This window comes from Sphingomonas parva (ex Maeng et al. 2020) (assembly GCF_004564275.1).
Classification (GTDB): Bacteria; Pseudomonadota; Alphaproteobacteria; order Sphingomonadales; family Sphingomonadaceae; genus Allosphingosinicella; species Allosphingosinicella parva.
In genome coordinates, this window is the sequence record NZ_SPDV01000003.1 from 70483 (window position 1) to 86751 (window position 16269).

General features: G+C 66.7%; 12 protein-coding genes. 2 read left to right on the top strand and 10 right to left on the bottom strand.

Annotation, left to right across the window (positions count from 1 at the left end):
• Window positions 1-140 precede the first annotated feature (140 nt).
• The 3 genes from E2493_RS02740 to E2493_RS02750 form a co-directional block, all read right to left on the bottom strand.
• Window positions 141-1367, bottom strand: coding sequence for an aspartyl protease family protein (locus E2493_RS02740; RefSeq protein WP_135083478.1), 1227 nt, complete (start codon window positions 1365-1367; stop codon window positions 141-143).
• 749 nt (window positions 1368-2116) lie between these two features.
• On the bottom strand, window positions 2117-2491 hold the full coding sequence (locus E2493_RS02745; protein WP_135083480.1) for a hypothetical protein: 375 nt from the start codon (window positions 2489-2491) through the stop codon (window positions 2117-2119).
• A complete protein-coding gene (locus tag E2493_RS02750) occupies window positions 2484-2813 on the bottom strand; it encodes a hypothetical protein (protein WP_135083481.1) in 330 nt (109 codons plus the stop codon). The genes E2493_RS02745 and E2493_RS02750 overlap by 8 nt, the downstream gene beginning before the upstream one ends.
• A 281-nt stretch (window positions 2814-3094) precedes the next feature.
• Here E2493_RS02750 and E2493_RS02755 point away from each other — a divergent pair, with 281 nt between their 5' ends.
• On the top strand, window positions 3095-3430 hold the full coding sequence (locus tag E2493_RS02755) for a hypothetical protein (RefSeq protein ID WP_135083483.1): 336 nt from the start codon (window positions 3095-3097) through the stop codon (window positions 3428-3430).
• Window positions 3431-3470: 40 nt separating this feature from the next.
• On the opposite strand, the gene E2493_RS02760 is transcribed toward E2493_RS02755, so the two are convergent.
• On the bottom strand, window positions 3471-4850 hold the full coding sequence (locus E2493_RS02760) for an efflux transporter outer membrane subunit (protein WP_167737352.1): 1380 nt from the start codon (window positions 4848-4850) through the stop codon (window positions 3471-3473).
• Between the two features lie 129 nt (window positions 4851-4979).
• Window positions 4980-6533: a L,D-transpeptidase family protein gene (locus E2493_RS02765; RefSeq protein ID WP_135083487.1), complete on the bottom strand. Its 1554-nt coding sequence runs from the start codon at window positions 6531-6533 to the stop codon at window positions 4980-4982.
• 470 nt (window positions 6534-7003) lie between these two features.
• Between E2493_RS02765 and E2493_RS02770 the strand changes: the two genes are divergently transcribed.
• Window positions 7004-8146 carry an aspartyl protease family protein gene (locus E2493_RS02770; RefSeq protein WP_225421108.1) on the top strand — a complete coding sequence of 381 codons (1143 nt, stop codon included), beginning with the start codon at window positions 7004-7006 and terminating at the stop codon, window positions 8144-8146.
• Window positions 8147-8460: 314 nt separating this feature from the next.
• Here E2493_RS02770 and E2493_RS02775 read toward each other — a convergent pair whose 3' ends face one another.
• From E2493_RS02775 to E2493_RS02795, 5 genes are all read right to left on the bottom strand, one after another.
• On the bottom strand, window positions 8461-8952 hold the full coding sequence (locus tag E2493_RS02775; protein ID WP_167737354.1) for an SRPBCC family protein: 492 nt from the start codon (window positions 8950-8952) through the stop codon (window positions 8461-8463).
• A gap of 124 nt (window positions 8953-9076) precedes the next feature.
• Window positions 9077-10015 (bottom strand): cation diffusion facilitator family transporter, encoded by a 939-nt coding sequence (locus tag E2493_RS02780; protein ID WP_135083493.1) that lies wholly within the window; start codon window positions 10013-10015, stop codon window positions 9077-9079.
• 10 nt (window positions 10016-10025) lie between these two features.
• Window positions 10026-12569 carry a heavy metal translocating P-type ATPase gene (locus tag E2493_RS02785; RefSeq protein ID WP_135083495.1) on the bottom strand — a complete coding sequence of 848 codons (2544 nt, stop codon included), beginning with the start codon at window positions 12567-12569 and terminating at the stop codon, window positions 10026-10028.
• Window positions 12570-12620: 51 nt separating this feature from the next.
• Window positions 12621-15872 (bottom strand): efflux RND transporter permease subunit, encoded by a 3252-nt coding sequence (locus E2493_RS02790; protein WP_135083496.1) that lies wholly within the window; start codon window positions 15870-15872, stop codon window positions 12621-12623.
• A complete protein-coding gene (locus tag E2493_RS02795) occupies window positions 15869-16267 on the bottom strand; it encodes a hypothetical protein (protein ID WP_135083498.1) in 399 nt (132 codons plus the stop codon). The genes E2493_RS02790 and E2493_RS02795 overlap by 4 nt, the downstream gene beginning before the upstream one ends.
• Window positions 16268-16269 lie beyond the last annotated feature (2 nt).

The following is a 16269-nucleotide window of genomic DNA, read 5'->3' on the forward strand; positions in this document are numbered from 1 at the left end:
CCGCCATGAGGAGCCGCATCGCCCGACATGAGAGGCATGGTCAGCTGCTCGCCAAGCCTTTCTCGCAAAGGCGGTGCGTGGCGACCGACTAGGGCACGGGCCAACTATCACGACGTCAAAGGCCGAGAACAGATCGCAAATCAATAATAGTCCTCCAGTATCATCTCTCGAGGACGCGAGGATTCCACGCTCAAGCTTACTCGTGTTCCTGCAGGATCATAACGCCAATGCCACAAGGATCCTCGCGTGTACGTTGCGTCTATTGCTTTTCCATTCACTCGCCTGATCCGATCGCCTACGGACCACCCGCCTCGGGCGGCAGGGCTCCCTTTCGCGAGATGCACGACCGTCAGAGCATCGCCGGACACTGCTAGCCCGAGGCCGCTGCGATCCTTCAGCATCTCCACCGCCGATCGCGACGAGGGTGGTCGAAGCCACAACTCGTTTGCCGCCATGTCCAGCACCATCTCATATTGGGCGAGCAGGGGCAGACCGATATTCCCCACGGCGCTTACAGATAGCCAGTTGTCGACGATGAGGGTCGGAATTGAGCCAACCGGCAGGCCACCAATCTCAGCGCGCCTCGTCATCACCGTCGCCGCTGTTTGCACGCCCTCGATGCCGGCCAGGATCGCCGTGGACTGACGGGTTCCGACCAGCAGACGATGTTCGTCGGCATATTTCTTCGACAGCATGAGTGGTGTCGAGCTTCCGAGATCGAGGATGAACGGCGCAGGAGGCAACCCCGCCACCGAGCCCGGAATCAGCAACTCGCGATTGGCGCCGGAGGTGACCGGTACGGACACCCACCGTTTTCCTCCGTGAAAGTTGACACCGAGACCGTTCCGGCGTCGCAAAAAGTCCATTGCGAGCACGCGTCCTGCAAGCACATCGTGCCCCAGGACCAGGTCGATTTGTCGGCCATACGCCAGCGATACGGTTCGAAGATCACTGATGACGGCTATGGGCAGACGAAGCGGTGCTCCACCCCAGAGGATGTCAACATCACGAATGATCCCGACGGCAGCGCGACCGCTATTCCCGCGAACCGTACGTTGCTCCACGCTCTTCAGGCCGGCCCTCGTCGCGAATGAGTGGTCGATGATCGAGGCTGCGCTGCCCGTATCAAGAATAGCGTTGACGGAGATTCCGATCGCCTCCGCGTCCACCACCAGCGTATCGCCCGTGACGAGCTCGAAAGGGGTCCAGCCGAAGACGTTCACAGCCCCGACCCCGTGGGGGGACGCGGCCGTTGTCAAGGCGGAAGAGCGAGTTCCAGCTCCAGTCGCGAGCATGGCGAGTTCCAGCAAAGCGCCTTTCAGAACCAGGCGGCGATCAAGTGAGGCGGCCAGGTCAAAGCTCTTCATTCCACGGAATACCTATGATGGTTCGCTGCACCGCCGCCTCGAGCTTGGCGGGCAAGCGATTGGTGTATCAACCCGTCGATCACATGCTTCGGCCTGGACGCATTCGCAAGGAACCGCGCCATAGGTGCGCCTCCGCTGCCTCCTCCTTTGCCCCCAAGGTGAACTCGGCCCGTTCGAATGCCCCGATGCATAGCAGGGCCTTGGTCGGAACGCGCGCTTGGAAACCGCGTTGGATGAGCATGAGACGGCGAGCGACTCCTGACCGAGGTGTAGAGGAAAGCGAATATCGCGACGCTGAGGCTCTACCTTCAGGTGGCTTGAGCCATGCGGATGAGCAGGAGGCAAAGGCGCCGAATACGTCGGGATCGGAGGCTGTGGGCGGTCGCCTAGGGGGGGTCGCGCCGCGCAAGATCACCTGATCACGTTAGCTGCCTGGAGGCGTTGAGGTGGTTTGCTCGATGCGCACTCGGGACGGTCGATACGTCGGATCGACAGGGACGACGCTTCCAGTGCGCGACAACTCTTCGGATCGGCGCCCGCTGCGGAAGGCGTGACTAGACCAACCCAAGGCGGCGCGCCAGAATAGCCCGCTTCCATCAAGCTGTATCAAAGGATTGAGCAGCGAGTAGCCATCGGGCCCGGAACACCCGCGCTGCGAGGCCGAGGCAGGTTCAGAAGCTTTCGTTGAATATCGGACCTACAATGCTTCCGACATGCCTGCGAAGCGCACCAGTGCGTATTGGCACGCGCTACCGCAGCATCTTCAAGATGCCCAGCCGTTCCGAGGGAGCCATGCTCTCGGCGAGCAGCCCGAGGAAATGCTCCTGGATCGATCGCTTCTGTTGCGTGACCCGCATGAACGCAACGACGTTCAAGCCGACGAGCGCCACGACGACTGCCGTCAGAGCGGTGATCTCCGCCGTGTCGACCCGGGCCAGGGTTGTCCCGAAACGATCAGCGGCTTCAACGTTCCAGCTCTGGAGCTTCGCGGTCCCGAACAAGAGGATGCCGAGGCCGAACAGACCCGATGTCGCGTTCGCAAACCAGAGCGTTGGAACCAAGACCGAGCGCAGGAGCGATCGAGAGGCCGTGGCGATCGCCAGCGGGGCGGGCTCCTCAATCACGGTCGCTCTCCTCCTGAGCGAAACTGGCCTGGAGAAAAGCCACTGCCATCGAATGGGTGTTCCTCGAACGACGATGCGCCGCCGCGGATCGGACAAGGAGGAGGATCGCCAGGCCCAGCGCAATAAGATGCGCCATTCCGAATTCGAGACGCGATGTTCCTCCGGCCGCCTGCGAGAACAGGAGAAGAAGAAGCTGAGCCGCCAACCCCGAAGCGACGATTTCGGCCATGACGAGTTTATGCATCTGGGCGTCGAGCGCGGCCTCGGCTCCTACCCGACTGGCGTCCTCCTGCGCGCTGCAAGAGGTCCCGTCGAACGGCACAGACCTCGCCTGCTTCCCGGTCGACCCAGGCTCCGTTCCCCCGCACTGGCCTGCCGCTGTCATGCCTTGCTCCCCCGCGCGCATGAGTTCCTCGGCATTATGAGCCGCCCATGTTCCGAGGACAAGCCAAGCGCGAGCGGGCACAGTCTGCTCACGCCCGCGGGACCAAGTCCGGGCCTCCGGTGCCGTAGAGCCAGTCTCCAGCCGACGGCGGTTCGACAGGCAGGATTCCCAGAGGGTCTTCGTCGCGGTAGGGACTGCCTGTGCCAAGGAGGATCAGGATGAAGGGGAAGGTCGTTTCCGCGCTCGTGCTGTCTTCCGCGCTCGCGGGATGTTCCGCAGCGAAGGACACATCGGCGCCCAGCACGGAGATCCTGTGTGCCGCCGAGGCGCTCAAGGCGTCGCGCGGCGCCTCCTCCGCGGCCGCGCAGGACCTGCTGCTCAACAAGGCGACGATCTTCGAACAGAAGCTTCCGGCCAGCCAGCACGACAGCGCGCACAGGGCTGCCGAGGCGCTCGCCGATCGAAGAGGCACCACGCCGCTCGTCGAGCCTGCCGCGTGTGACGCCCTCCTCTCTCCCGCAGACCGGCAAAGGCTACGCGACGAACAAAGCTGAAACCGTCGGCCTCTCCCGCGGCTCGTGGCGCGCTCCCGATCTAGCGCGATCCAACGACAGGCGACGGCACGATCAGGGGTGAACCGCCGATGGCGCGATACAGCGCTATCACGGCCTCGAGGCGCTCCTGCACCACCTGGGCGTGCGCATCCTCCGCCGAAAGACGGCTCCGGCGGATCACGAGCACGGTCTGAAACGATTCGTACCCCTCGGAGTAGCGCTGCGTCGCGAGGGTCGCCGCCCGCTCGGCCTCGGCCGCCGCGGTTCGCAGTGCCGCCTCTCTTCTCATCGAGGCGTCGATCGTGGCGAGCGCATCCTCGGTCTCCTGCAGCGCGGCGAGGATCGCCTTCCTGTAGAGCTCGACGCTTTCGACCTGCGCTGCCTCTGCCTGCCGGAGATCTCCCCGGAGCCGCCCTCCGGAGAAGATCGGAGCGAGGATGCTGCTCGCCAGCGAGACGGTTGTGGTGAGGGGATCGAACAGCCCCACCCCACTGGCGAGCAGACCGGGGCTGACGGATAGCGAAGGCAAGAACGCGGCGCGTGCCGAATCGATGTCTCCGTGGGCAGCGACGATCCTTGCCTCGGCCGCGAGCAGGTCAGGGCGGCGTGCGAGGAGAGTGGAAGGCTGACCCGGTGAAAGGGCGGGAAGCCGGAATTCCGCGAGACTCGCCTCACCGAGCCGGAAGCCGGGCGCCTCGGCGCCGGTGAGGACGGCGAGCGCATCCTGGGTGAGCCTGCGGGCGAGCTTCAACGACTCCATCTCGGCATCCAGCGTGGCGACCTCCGTCCTCTGCTGGGCCTGCTCGAGCTGCGAGACCTCGCCTTCGCGAAGCTGAATGTCGATGATGCGCTGAAGGTCGAGCGCGATCGCCTTGCTGCGCTCCGCCACCCGGATTCGATCGCTGAGCGCCGCAAATTGGAGATAGGCTCGGGCGACCTGGACGGCGACGTCGAGCGCAACGGCGCGGTGATCGAACCCGCTCGCCCGAACCCGCGCCGCCGCCGAACCGCCGGCGGCCCGAGCGCCGCCGGACAGGTCGACAGTATAGCTTGCGCTGAGCCCCGCCCGCAGGCTGCTGCTCGCCGCTCCGGTACTCGCCGCCCTGGTAGCGCCTGCCGTGGCCGAGACAGACGGCAGGGCCAAGGATCGGGCGGCGTCCAACTGGCCGGCGGCTTGCTCGATCCGGCTCGCCGCGACAGCTATGTCAGGGTTCCGCGCCAGCGCCTCCCCGATGAGACGCTCCAACTCAGGCGAGCCGAGCGCTCTCCAGAGATCCTCAACCGCAACCTCCTCCCCCGATCCAGTAACCTCGGAGCCCCACTCGGTCGCATCGACGATCGGGAGCGGCCGGAATGCCGCCGCGGGGGCGCAGGCCGCCGCCACCGGGCAAAGAAGGATGACGGGGAGCAGGCGGTCCATGCGCATTCCCCGGTCATGGCCGAATTCGGTTGAGGTCCCGTTAAGCACGCCGGCCGAGATGAGCTCGCGCGGATAGCCGCCCGGCGGATCTTCAGGCTACGCTTCCCTCGTTCTGCCGTCGTTCCCGGCTCAGGGCCCGACATCGGTGGGGTACGCCTTGGCGTGGCGCCGCAACTCGCCGCGGATGCCGAGGCTCTTCGCAACCTTGTCGTCCCAGCCATAGTCGTCGTGCAGGAACACCACACGCGATCCGTCGAAATAGGCGGTATGGTAGAGGAACCGCACCGGGATCGCGCGGGAGAGCGGAACGCCGGTCTCCTCTCCAGTCGCGAGAGCCTTGTTGAACGCGTCGAGCTTGCCGTCATACTGAGCCAGAAGACGCGCGAACCCGATCGCATTCTCCACACGTGCGCAGCCGTGACTCGCATGCCGCTCCTGCCTCGCGAACAGCGCCTTGGCCGGCGTGTCGTGCAGATAGATTGCGTGCGGATTGTCCATGTCGAACTTGACGAGGCCGAGCGCCGAGTTAGGCCCGGGCGCCTGCACGATCCTGCGGTCCTTCATGGTCATGTTCTCGCGTCGCATGTAGGCGGCGCCCTTCGGCAGCACCTCCTTCTGTGCGATCGATTCCGGCACCGTCCATGGCGGATTGGCGACGAGCCGCGTGATCGGGGAACCGAGCTGGGGCGTCTCCCATCCCGGCTGGCCCACGACCACCTTCGCGCGATGGCCGTGCTCGCCGTCCCGCCAGTAATCGAGGACCGTCGCGGCGGTATTCACGTCGATCCGGGTCGCGGGCGGCTGCCGCTGGAGCCAGCGGCGGCGCTCAAGGTTCACGGCCAGGATTCGCGCCCGCTGCACGGGCCCGGTGTTCAGCGCTTCCAGGGCCTCGTCTCCTATCACGCCGTCGGGCTTGATCCCGTACTCCGCCTGGAGTCGCTTCACTCCCTCCGCAATCTCCCGCGTGTAGACAGCGGAGCCGCCCACGCTCGCGGGTCGGCTCCGATCTCCCTGCTCAGCGGGCTTCGCCGCGAGGTAGCCGTTGCTACGGAGGGCGTCGACGATCTGGAGCACACGAGGATCGGTGCTGCCGATTTCGATCTTCTTGCCGGACGGGATCGGCGCGCGTGCCTCCTCGCCGGCCCGCTGCTTATAGGAGACGTACGCCTCGGACAGCGCCTTGTACTCGGCATCCTGCGAGGCGAGGGCGGCAAGCCAGGCCGATACGGTTCCCTGCGCTGCGGCTTGCTGAAGTCCCTCCACCACGTCGACCCTGTTCATCGGAACGGTGTAGACCTCCCACAGGTTTCGGGGGTCGGTGGCGCCAGTGGCGAGCGCCGAGGCATATTCGATTGCAGCGAGCGTAAGCCGCGCCTCCCGCTCGGCAGGGCTGCCGGCCTGGCTCGCGGCGTATGTGAAAGAGCTCACATCGATCGCATGCCGCCCGGCGTCGCCCAGGGCGGCGGTCAGATCCTGCGCTGATTCGTCGGTCCAAGCCGGTTGCCACTGCCGAAGCTCGTAAAAGCGCCTCACCCGCTCGTCAGTCACTGCCGCCTGGAGCTCAGCCGCTGTCACCTGCTTCGGTTCGACGGCGACGCTCTGGCTGCCGTTTCCCCCCTGATTGTCGCCACAACCGCTTGCCGCCAGCGCGACAAGTGAAACACCCATAATGAACCCGCGCATCGACGCTCCGCTTGCTGATGACCATCGGGGCAACGACCCGCCCCCGGTTTACGATCCACGTCCCCTGTACGACGCCCTCTCGTCCGGTCCTGCCTGCGCTCTCTGCGAAGAGAACGAGGCGGTCCGCCGCCCGGCACGACCTTCAGCGGGGCGCTACCCGCTCCCGCTCGGAATGGGGGTCTCCGCAACCTCGGGCCGTTGCCCCGCTGCTGCAATCAGCAGGGTCGTCCGTTTCATCGCGAGCCCCCCTGAATGGGGCTGGCACCACGCGGGAATCGACAAGGCCAGAATTACCATTAAGCTCCTCTTTGGTCGGTGCCGCGACACGGGGGCAGAGTTTGACGATGCGACGAACCTTCCAGGCCGCGCGACGACAAGGGGGCTCGAAACGTTGGCGTAGAGGCCGTCTCCATCTCGGCTCCATCCTCGCGCTCTGGTGCATCATGGGATTGCATGGCATGCCACCTGCCATGGCCGCTGATCCAGAAACGCAGATACGGTTCGAAAGCGGCCAGCGCACGACCGGGTGGCAGCCCTTCACCTTCAGTCGCAGGAGCCGGGTCGTTCTGCAGGGCCAGGCCAACGGGGCGCGAGTCGAGATCCTCCTCGACAGCGGCGCCGAAAAGACGGTGATCGATCGGCGGCTGGGAGAAGCACTGAAGCTTGCCAGAGTCGGTGCCGCGTCATTGGACGATCGTCGAGCCGTCGCCTCGGCGGAGCTCGTCAGCGGCCTCGAACTGACCATCGGCGCCCTGCACGCGAGCGGATTGACCGCAGTCGTCACCGACCTCGCGGCCGTCAGGTCGCAGACCGGGCTGGATGTCGACGTGATCCTGGGCCGGGAGATTTTCGAGCAGACGGTCATCGACATCGATTTCCCTGGGCAGCGCATATCCTTCTCTCATCCGGAAGGCTTTTCGCCGCCGCCAAGCGCGACGAGCACGGCGCTGCGGCCTTTTCCCTCCGGACACGGCCGTGTCATCGAAGTTGGCGTGGAGGACCGGACCGTCGGTCCCCTCGAGTTCGATCTCGGGTCGGGGAGCGCAGTCGTGCTTCAGCAGCCTTTCTGGACATCGGCCCGCCTCACGGAGGGCCGCGTCGTATCCAGTTCGCTCATCGGAACCATCGGAGGCATTCGCGAGACCGGCCTGATCAGCCTTCGCTCGATCGAGCTGGCGGGCATTCGGCTGACGAACGTCGAGACCGTGCTGGCACCATCCCGAGGGACGCTGGAAAGCCGGATGGGTAGCGGCACGATCGGAATGCCGGTCCTCTCGCAGTTTCGTCTCATCACCGACTATACTCGCCAGCGGCTCTACCTCGTCCCGGATCTTGCGGCGAAGCCCGGGCAACTCCCCCGCAACAGGTCGGGACTGCGTGTCTTGCAGGAGGGCGGCAGCCTGCGCGTCCTGCTCGTCGCCCGCCACTCGCCCGCGGAGCAGGCCGGCTGGCGTGCAGGCGAAAGGATTGTGGCGATCGATGGACGCCCCGTCGACCAGACTTACTGGTCCTCGGATCTATGGCGATGGTCGGAGGGCACCGCCGGCACGAAGGTCTCTCTCACTCTCGCCGACGGCACCCGACGCGAGATCGTTCTGCAGGATTATTTCTGAGACGTTTTCAAAGGCTACAATCTTCCCGCCATAGCGCCCATGCTTCAACGACGCATCTTCCAGAGGCGAGACGAACGCCTGCTCGCGTCGGGCCGTGTCTCTCGGCGCCCCGCTCCGTTCAGGCCGAAACGCCATCTTCGCAAAACGGCTAAGTTCAGGGATCTGCCAGGCCGCGTTGTAGCGAACGAACATCCGAGGTTCGCTATGCTCTGCCAGGAAGAGGGCCTGGATCTCGCCGCTCCTTCGAGGTCGTGTGACCCTGCCTCGAGCGAGCCAGGCTAGGATCGACGAAATGCCTCGGGAAGCCTTGCCGGCTAGCGCAGCTTCCTCGGCGGCGAACGCTTGCCCTTAGCGGCCGAACCCGTGCCGCGGGCGCGCGGTCTCTCCAAGCGAAGATGCCGCTGGAGCCTGTCCAGGGGGTGCACGATGTAGCCGCGATCCATCCTGCGCGCGATGGCCCCTGCAACGAACGTGAGCAGACCCGAGAAGCGGAGCCCATGGGTCACGCGCGCCCCCTCCGGCGCCGCCTCGACCGCATACCAGTTCGTAGCCTGGACCAGGCCCGGCACCCCGATGTCGAACTCCAGCCGCTTCGGCGCGTCGGAGATCAGGATCAGCGCATCGGTGACGATCGCCCGCCGTCCCGGCGCGCGGCTGAAGCTGTAGCGCACGCGCGTTCCGGCGACAGCTTGTCCCTCGACGCGGACGTAAGGGTTCCACAACCCGTAGGCAGCGAAGTCGGTGAGCGCCCGCCACACTTTCTCAGGAGAGGCAGCCATCTCGCGTGTCTCGCTTATCTCGAACATCGATGCGCCTCCGCTCGCGGTCTGACGATGAAAGAGTGTTCGCTCCAGCTTCCGCCATCGGCACTTGCGAACCTGCTCCGCCGGGGCTCGATCCCGCGCCCGCTCAACCCGCGCGAGGGAGGTCTCATCTCCCCTGCCCTGCCGCCGCGGAGCCGGATTCGGCAGGAACGATCCCGGTCTCGTGCACACGCGCATCTGCGAAGCAGGCTTCGAGCGTCGCATGTTCGATGCGAAAGCGCGAAGCGAGCATCCGCCGCACATCTTCCTTGATCTCCTCGATCTCGCGGAGGGTGCCGTCACCAACCTCCAGATGCGCCTCGAGCGCGCGTCGATGCTCGTCGAGGCTCCAGACGTGGACGTGGTGAACGCCCCGGACACCTTCTGCTGCCTGGAGCGCGGAGACGAGGGAATGGAACTCCACATCGTCGGGAACGGCGCCCATCAGCAGCCGCACCGTCCGCGGCATGAGGGAGAGGCCCTGGTGGAGCACATAGGCTGCGATCAGCACGGTCACGGCCAGATCGGCGACGTAGAGGTCGTAGAGGATGATCAGCGTGCCGGCGACGATCACCCCGAGGGACGCCAGCGCATCGGACACGTTGTGGAGGAACGCCGCCTTGATGTTGAGACTGTTCCTGGCGCCGCTGCGAACCAGCAGAGCCGTGACCACGTCGATGGCCAGCGCGACACCGGCGACGATGACGACCGTCCATCCGGCGATCGGCTCCGGGCTGAGATAGCGGCTTACCGCCTCGCCGAGCAGGTACAGTCCGACGATGATCAGGGTGGTGAGGTTGATCAGGGCAGCGACCAGCTCGGCCCGGCCGTAGCCGAAGGTCATCAGCTTGTCCGCCGGCCGCCGGGAAATACGCCGCGCGAACAGGGCCAGCGCGAGCGACGCCGCATCGTTCAGGTTGTGCAGCGCATCGGCGATTAGCGACAATGATCCCGAGACGACACCGCCGGCGATCTGAGCCACCGTCAGGAGAACGTTGACGATGACCGCCCAGATCAGCCTCGCGTCGCTCATCCCCTCGGTGCCATGGTCATGTCCTGCCCCCATCGATCCTTCCTCAGGCCGGGTCGGCGGCAAGACTGCGCTCACCTTGCCTCGGGTGTCGATCGCCCGCGCGTGCCGCGGACTCGTCGCGCTCGCGGAAGGCGAGCAGCCGAAGCGCGTTGAACACGACCAGCAAGGTCGATCCCTCGTGGGCGAGGACGGCAGGGCCGATCCCGAGGCCGAGGATCGTGGCCGGCACCAGCACCGCCACAACCCCGAGGCTGACGAACACGTTCTGCCGTATGATCCGACGGGTCTGCCGGCTGAGCGCCAGGGCGAGCGGGAGCTTGGACAGGTCGTCGGCCATCAGCGCGACATCTGCGGTCTCCAGAGCGACGTCGGAACCCGCCGCGCCCATGGCGATGCCGACGGTGGCGTGGGCCAGCGCCGGAGCATCGTTGACCCCGTCGCCGACCATCGCGACCTTCTCCTGGGCCTTGAGGGTCTTGATGGCTTCGACCTTGTCGTCCGGCATCAGGTCGCCCCAGGCGTCGTCGATGCCGACCTGCGCCGCAACCGCTTTGGCCACCCGCTCGTTATCGCCCGACAGCATGATCATCCGCCGGATTCCTAGCTCCCGGAGACGCTGGGTCGCTCGTCTCGCGGCCTCGCGTGGCGTGTCCATCAGGCCGATCGTGCCGAGGTAGCGCTCGCCCCGGCGGACGATCATGATCGTCCGCCCCTCGCCTCGCAGCCGGTCCGCATCGGCCTGAACTGCCTCGGGCAGCGAGCTTCCGCCGACCTCCGCGAAGAGCTCGTCCCGGCCGATATGGACCAGCTCTCCCTCGACCACGGCCTCCACCCCGCGCCCGACGACTGCCCGTACGTCGGAGGCAGCGGGCGGCGTGACGCCCAAGCGGCGTCCTCCGTCTCGAATGATCGCGCTGGCCAGCGGATGATCGCTCAGCGCTTCGACCGCCACCGCCGTCCTGAGCAATTCCTCCTCGGTCGTTCCGGCTGCCGAAACGACATCCGTGACCCGCGGCTTGCCCTCCGTCAGCGTGCCGGTCTTGTCGAACGCGATCGCGCCGAGCACCCCGAGATCCTCGAGCGGCGCGCCACCCTTCACCAGGACGCCGCTCCTCGCGGCCCGCGCCACGCCGGAGAGGACCGCGCTTGGGGTCGCGATCGCCAGCGCACAGGGGCTCGCCGCGACCAGCACGGCCATCGCCCGGTAGAAGCTGACGCGGAACGGCTCGTCGATCACGACCCAGGCAAAGAGCAGCAGCACGACCAGGGCGAGGACGCTGGGCACGAAGATCCGTTCGAAACGGTCGGTGAAGCGCTGGGTGGGCGATTTCTGCGTCTCCGCCTCGCCGACCAGGGCCACGACCCTGGCGAGGGTCGACTGGGAGGACAGCCTCGTGACCTGCACCTCGAGCGCCCCGGCGCCGTTGATGGTGCCAGCGAAGATGCGCGACTGTGACCCGACCTGGTCGGGCGTCTTCGCTGCGGCGGCCGGGTCTCCCACCGGCGCCTTGTCCACCGGCACGCTTTCCCCGGTCACGGGCGCCTGGTTGACGCTGCTCGTGCCCGCGATCACGAAGCCGTCGGCCGGAAGGCGCTCGTTCGGCCTCACCACGACGACATCGCCGATCCTGAGAGCCGCTACCGCCACGTCTTCGGTCGTGCCGCCGCGCCGTACCGTGGCCGTCTCCGGCGCCAGTTCCGCCAGCGCCTCGATCGCACGTTTGGCGCGGCCCATCGCGTAATGCTCGAGCGCATGGCCGAGGCTGAAGAGGAAGAGGAGGAGCGCTCCTTCGGCGAGCTCGCCGAGCGCCGCCGCCCCCGCCGCCGCGACCAGCATGAGCGTATCGATCTCGAAGCGTCGCAGCTTCAGCGAATCCACGGCTTCCCTGAGCGTATAGAAGCCACCGAAAAAATAGGCTGCGACGTAGAGAATGGTCGGCGCAACAGACGGGCCGCTGCTGGTCCGCGAGAGCAGGAAGCCGATCCCGAGCAGCACGCCCGACAGAAGCGCGAAGATGAGTTCGGAGTTGGCGCCAAAGGCTCCCCCATGGGCATGGCCGCCCTCATGGTCGTGCCCTTCGTGGCCGCGGCCCCCGCCCCTGTGAGCGTCGGAGACCGGCGGCGCCTCCACCGCCATGGAGATCCTGCGGGAAACGCCCATGCTTGTGAGCACCTCCACGATCTGCCGTTCTTCGACAGCCTCGCGATCGAACTCGATCCGCACGGTTCCGCTCGCGCTCGCATTCGCCTCGAGGACGCCGTTGACGGCGCACAGCCGCTCCGCGACAGTCCTGGCGCGCCGCTGGTCGTTGATGCCCTCGACCTGCCAGACGGCGTGTCCGAATCGCGAAGTCAGCGACGCACCCGCGCGGCGGGCGGCGTCACGGATCCGCGCGACGCTGATCACCTCACGGTCGTAATGCACGCAGAGCTGCGCCGGGGACGAGGCCGACGCCGCGACGACGTGTGCCTCCGAGACGCCGTCCTGCCCGCGCAGGTCGGCCAACAGGCGCGCGACACAGCTGTCGGCGTCGTCCGGGACCTCCGGGAGCAGGAGCGGCAGGTCGAGGCGTTCTCGCTCGGTCACGTCTTGGTCTCCTGAAACATCGGCGGCAGCCGCAAGGCTGCCGCCGGATCGTCATTGCGCGGGCAGCGGTCCGCCGAGCGCGTTCACATCGTCATAGTCCCCCACATGATGCCGCACCCTCCGCCCTTTGAGCAGGAGGTGGCTGATCGCCGGCAGGACGTAGAGCGTCATGATCGTCGCGACGATGAGACCGCCGATGACGACGATCGCCAGCGGCTTCTGGACCTCGGCGCCGCGTCCCGTAGCGATCGCCATCGGCACGAAGCCGATCGCCGGGACGATGCCGGTCATCAGCACCGCGCGCACCCGTTCCATCGTCCCCTCGACCACCGCGTCGTCGACAGCAGCGCCTGCGTCGATGCGCTCCCGGATGCTGGTCATGACGACCAGGCCGTTGAGCACGGTCACGCCCGAAAGGACGATGAAGCCGACCGCTGCGGAGATCGAGAAGGGCAGCCCCGCAAGCGCCAGGCCGAAGGCACCGCCGGCGATGCCGAGCGGCACGGCCGAGTAGACGGCGAGCGAGTAGCGCACCCCGCCGAGCGCAAGGAAGAGCAGCCCGAAGATCAAGGCGAAGACGATCGGCACGATCAGCGAGATACGTTGCGAGGCCGCCTGTAGGTTCTCGAACTGTCCGCCCCAGGTGATCGTCACGCCGGGCGGCAGCTTGATCGCCGCCACCCGCGTCTGGGCGTCCGCGACGTAGGAGCCGAGATCCCGGCCGCGAACGTTCGCCTGGACCACGACGCGTCGCTGGCCGTTCTCGCGACTGACCTGGTTGAGGCCTTCGGAGAAGCCGAAGCTCGCCAGTTCGCGCAACGGTATCGACGAGCGCACGCCACCCTCGCCCGGCAGCAGCACCGGCAGGGCGCCCACTGCGTCGAGGTTGTCGCGAAGGTCGTTCGGCAGGCGCACGATGATGTCGAACCGCCGATCCCCTTCGAAGACGAGCCCGGCCTCGCGCCCGCCCAGCGCCGCCGCGACGGTGTCGGTCACATCCTGCACCGAGAGCCCGTAGCGCGCGATCGCATCGCGGTCGAACTGCACCTCGAGCGTGGGAAAGCCCGCGGTCTGCTCGACCCGCAGATCGGCCGTACCCTGCACGCCGCTCATGGCCTTCGACACCTGTGCCGCCACCTGCTCGAGTTGGTCGAGATCCTCTCCGAACACCTTGACGGCAATGTCGCCGCGGACGCCGGCAATCAGCTCGTTGAAGCGCAGCTCGATCGGCTGGCTGGTCTCGTAGGCGTTGCCCGCCAGCGTCTTGAGCTTCTCCTCGATCCGCTCGACGACGTCCTCCTTGCTTTCGACGCCATCGGGCCATTGATCCGTGGGCTTCAGCATGATGAACGCATCGGACGCATTCTGCGGCATCGGGTCGCTGGCCACCTCGGCCGTGCCGGTCCTCGAGAACACGTAGGCAACTTCGGGAAGCGACGAGACCGCCTGTTCGACCTTCAGCTGCATGTCCATCGACTGGGTGAGCGAGGTCGACGGCACGCGCAGCGACTGCATCGCAAGATCACCCTCGTCGAGCGTCGGGATGAACTCGCGTCCAAGGCTCGTGAAGAGCAGGCCGGCGAGCGCGAAGGTCGCGACGCCGCCGCCGATCCACGGCCAGGGACGCGCCACGAGCCGGCGGAGCACCGGCTCGTAGCCCCGCTTGAACCAGGCGATGGCGCGCACGTCCTTCTCCGCCACCTTGCCCCTGATCAGGATCGCCACCATCGCCGGGACGAAGGTCAGCGACAATATGAAGGCGCCGACCAGCGCAAGCATCACCGTGATCGCCATTGGCGAGAAGGTCTTGCCCTCGACCCCGGTGAAGGTGAGCAGCGGCGCGAAGACGAGCAGGATGATCGCCTGGCCGAAGATGGTCGGGCGGATCATCTCCTTGGTCGCGACATAGACCTCGTGCAGGCGCTCTGGGAGCGTGAGCAGCCGATCCTCGTGATGCTGGCGCTCCGCCAGCCTCCGCAGGCAGTTCTCGATGATGATGATCGAGCCGTCGACGATCAGCCCGAAGTCGAGAGCCCCAAGGCTCATCAGATTGCCCGACACCCCGAACCGGTTCATGCCAATCGCCATCAGCAGGAACGAGAGCGGGATGATAAGCGTGGCGATGACCGCTGCGCGGATGTTGCCGAGGAGCAGGAACAGGGCCACCGCGACTAGCAGGGCGCCCTCCGTGAGATTTTTCTCGACCGTTCCGATCGTAGCCTCGACGAGCTTGGACCGGTCGTAGAGCACCCTGACGACCACGCCCGGCGGGAGCGAGCGCGTCACTTCCTCCAGCCGTGCGCGCGCAGCCTCGGCAACGATCCGACTGTTCTCGCCGACCAGCATCAGGGCGGTGCCGATCACGGCCTCGCGGCCGTTCACGGAGGCGGCGCCGGTGCGAAGATCGCCGCCGACCTTCACCTGCGCGACGTCGGCGACGGTGATGGGCACGCCGCCGCGGGTGCCGACCGCGGTCCGCTCGATCTCGTCGAGGTCGCGCACCCGGGCATCGGCGCGCACCAGGAACGCCTCGCCGGCCCGCTGCACGAAATTGGCGCCGACCGAGATGTTGCCCCGCTCGAGCGCCTCCGCGAGCTCGGAGAAGGACACGCCGAGCGACGCGAGCCGACCGGGATCCGGCTGCACCACATATTGCTTTTCGTACCCGCCGATCGAATCCACGCCGGCAAGGCCTTCCACCGAACGCAGCTGCGGCCGGATCACCCAGTCCTGGATCGTCCGCAGATAGCCGCCCTTGGCGACGTCGTCGGTGAGACGCTCGCCTTGAGGCGTCAGGAAGGATCCGTCGGGCTGAAAGCCGGGACGTCCCGGGATCTTGGGGGCGCGCGCCGTCGCCGTGCGGTCGTATTCGACGCTGTACATCAGCACCTCGCCGAGGCCGGTCGAGAGCGGGCCCATCTGCGGCTGAACGCCTTCGGGAAGGCTCTCGCCGGCCTGGTTCAGCCTCTCGGCCACCTGTTGCCGGGCGAAATAGATGTCGACGTCGTCATCGAACACGACCGTGACCTGGCTGAAGCCGTTGCGCGAGATCGAGCGAGTCGAGTCCAGCCCGGGTATGCCCGCCATGGCGGTCTCGACCGGGAAGGTGACAAGCCGCTCCATGTCGAGCGGACCGAAGGCCGGCGCCTGGGTGTTGATCTGCACCTGCTTGTTGGTGATGTCGGGAACCGCGTCGATCGGCACGCGCAGCAGCTGATAGGCGCCGTACGCCGCGACCAGCAGGGTGAACGCGACGACCGCCCAGCGAAAGCGGACGGATGCGTCGATAAGACGGTCGATCATGCACAAATTCCTGATTGGTGTTCGCGGCGCTCGGCGGCGGGGACGTGCGAGATCCTGATCTCGTTTACGTCCTCGGGCGCGACCTCAAGCTTCGTCCTGAACCAAGAGGTCGGAAGCCGACTCTTGCGCAGCAGCGTCCAGCGCGTATCCGCGCATTTCAGCAGACCCCGCTCGCCCCACGCCTCGACGTGGAGATGGCCCCAGACCGAGGTACGGGTCGCCGGGCGGCGCCCGACGCGGCCCGTAACAAGGATCGAGGACGGCCGCCGCTCGGCCTGCACGTTCGTGATCTTGAGCTGGCGGCTGGGGCTCACCACGATCCGCGCGCCGGCGGGCGCCGGAGGGGTGGTTGCACAGCCGGCGAGAAGCGCGACCGCTGCGACCGCGAAAAACATCC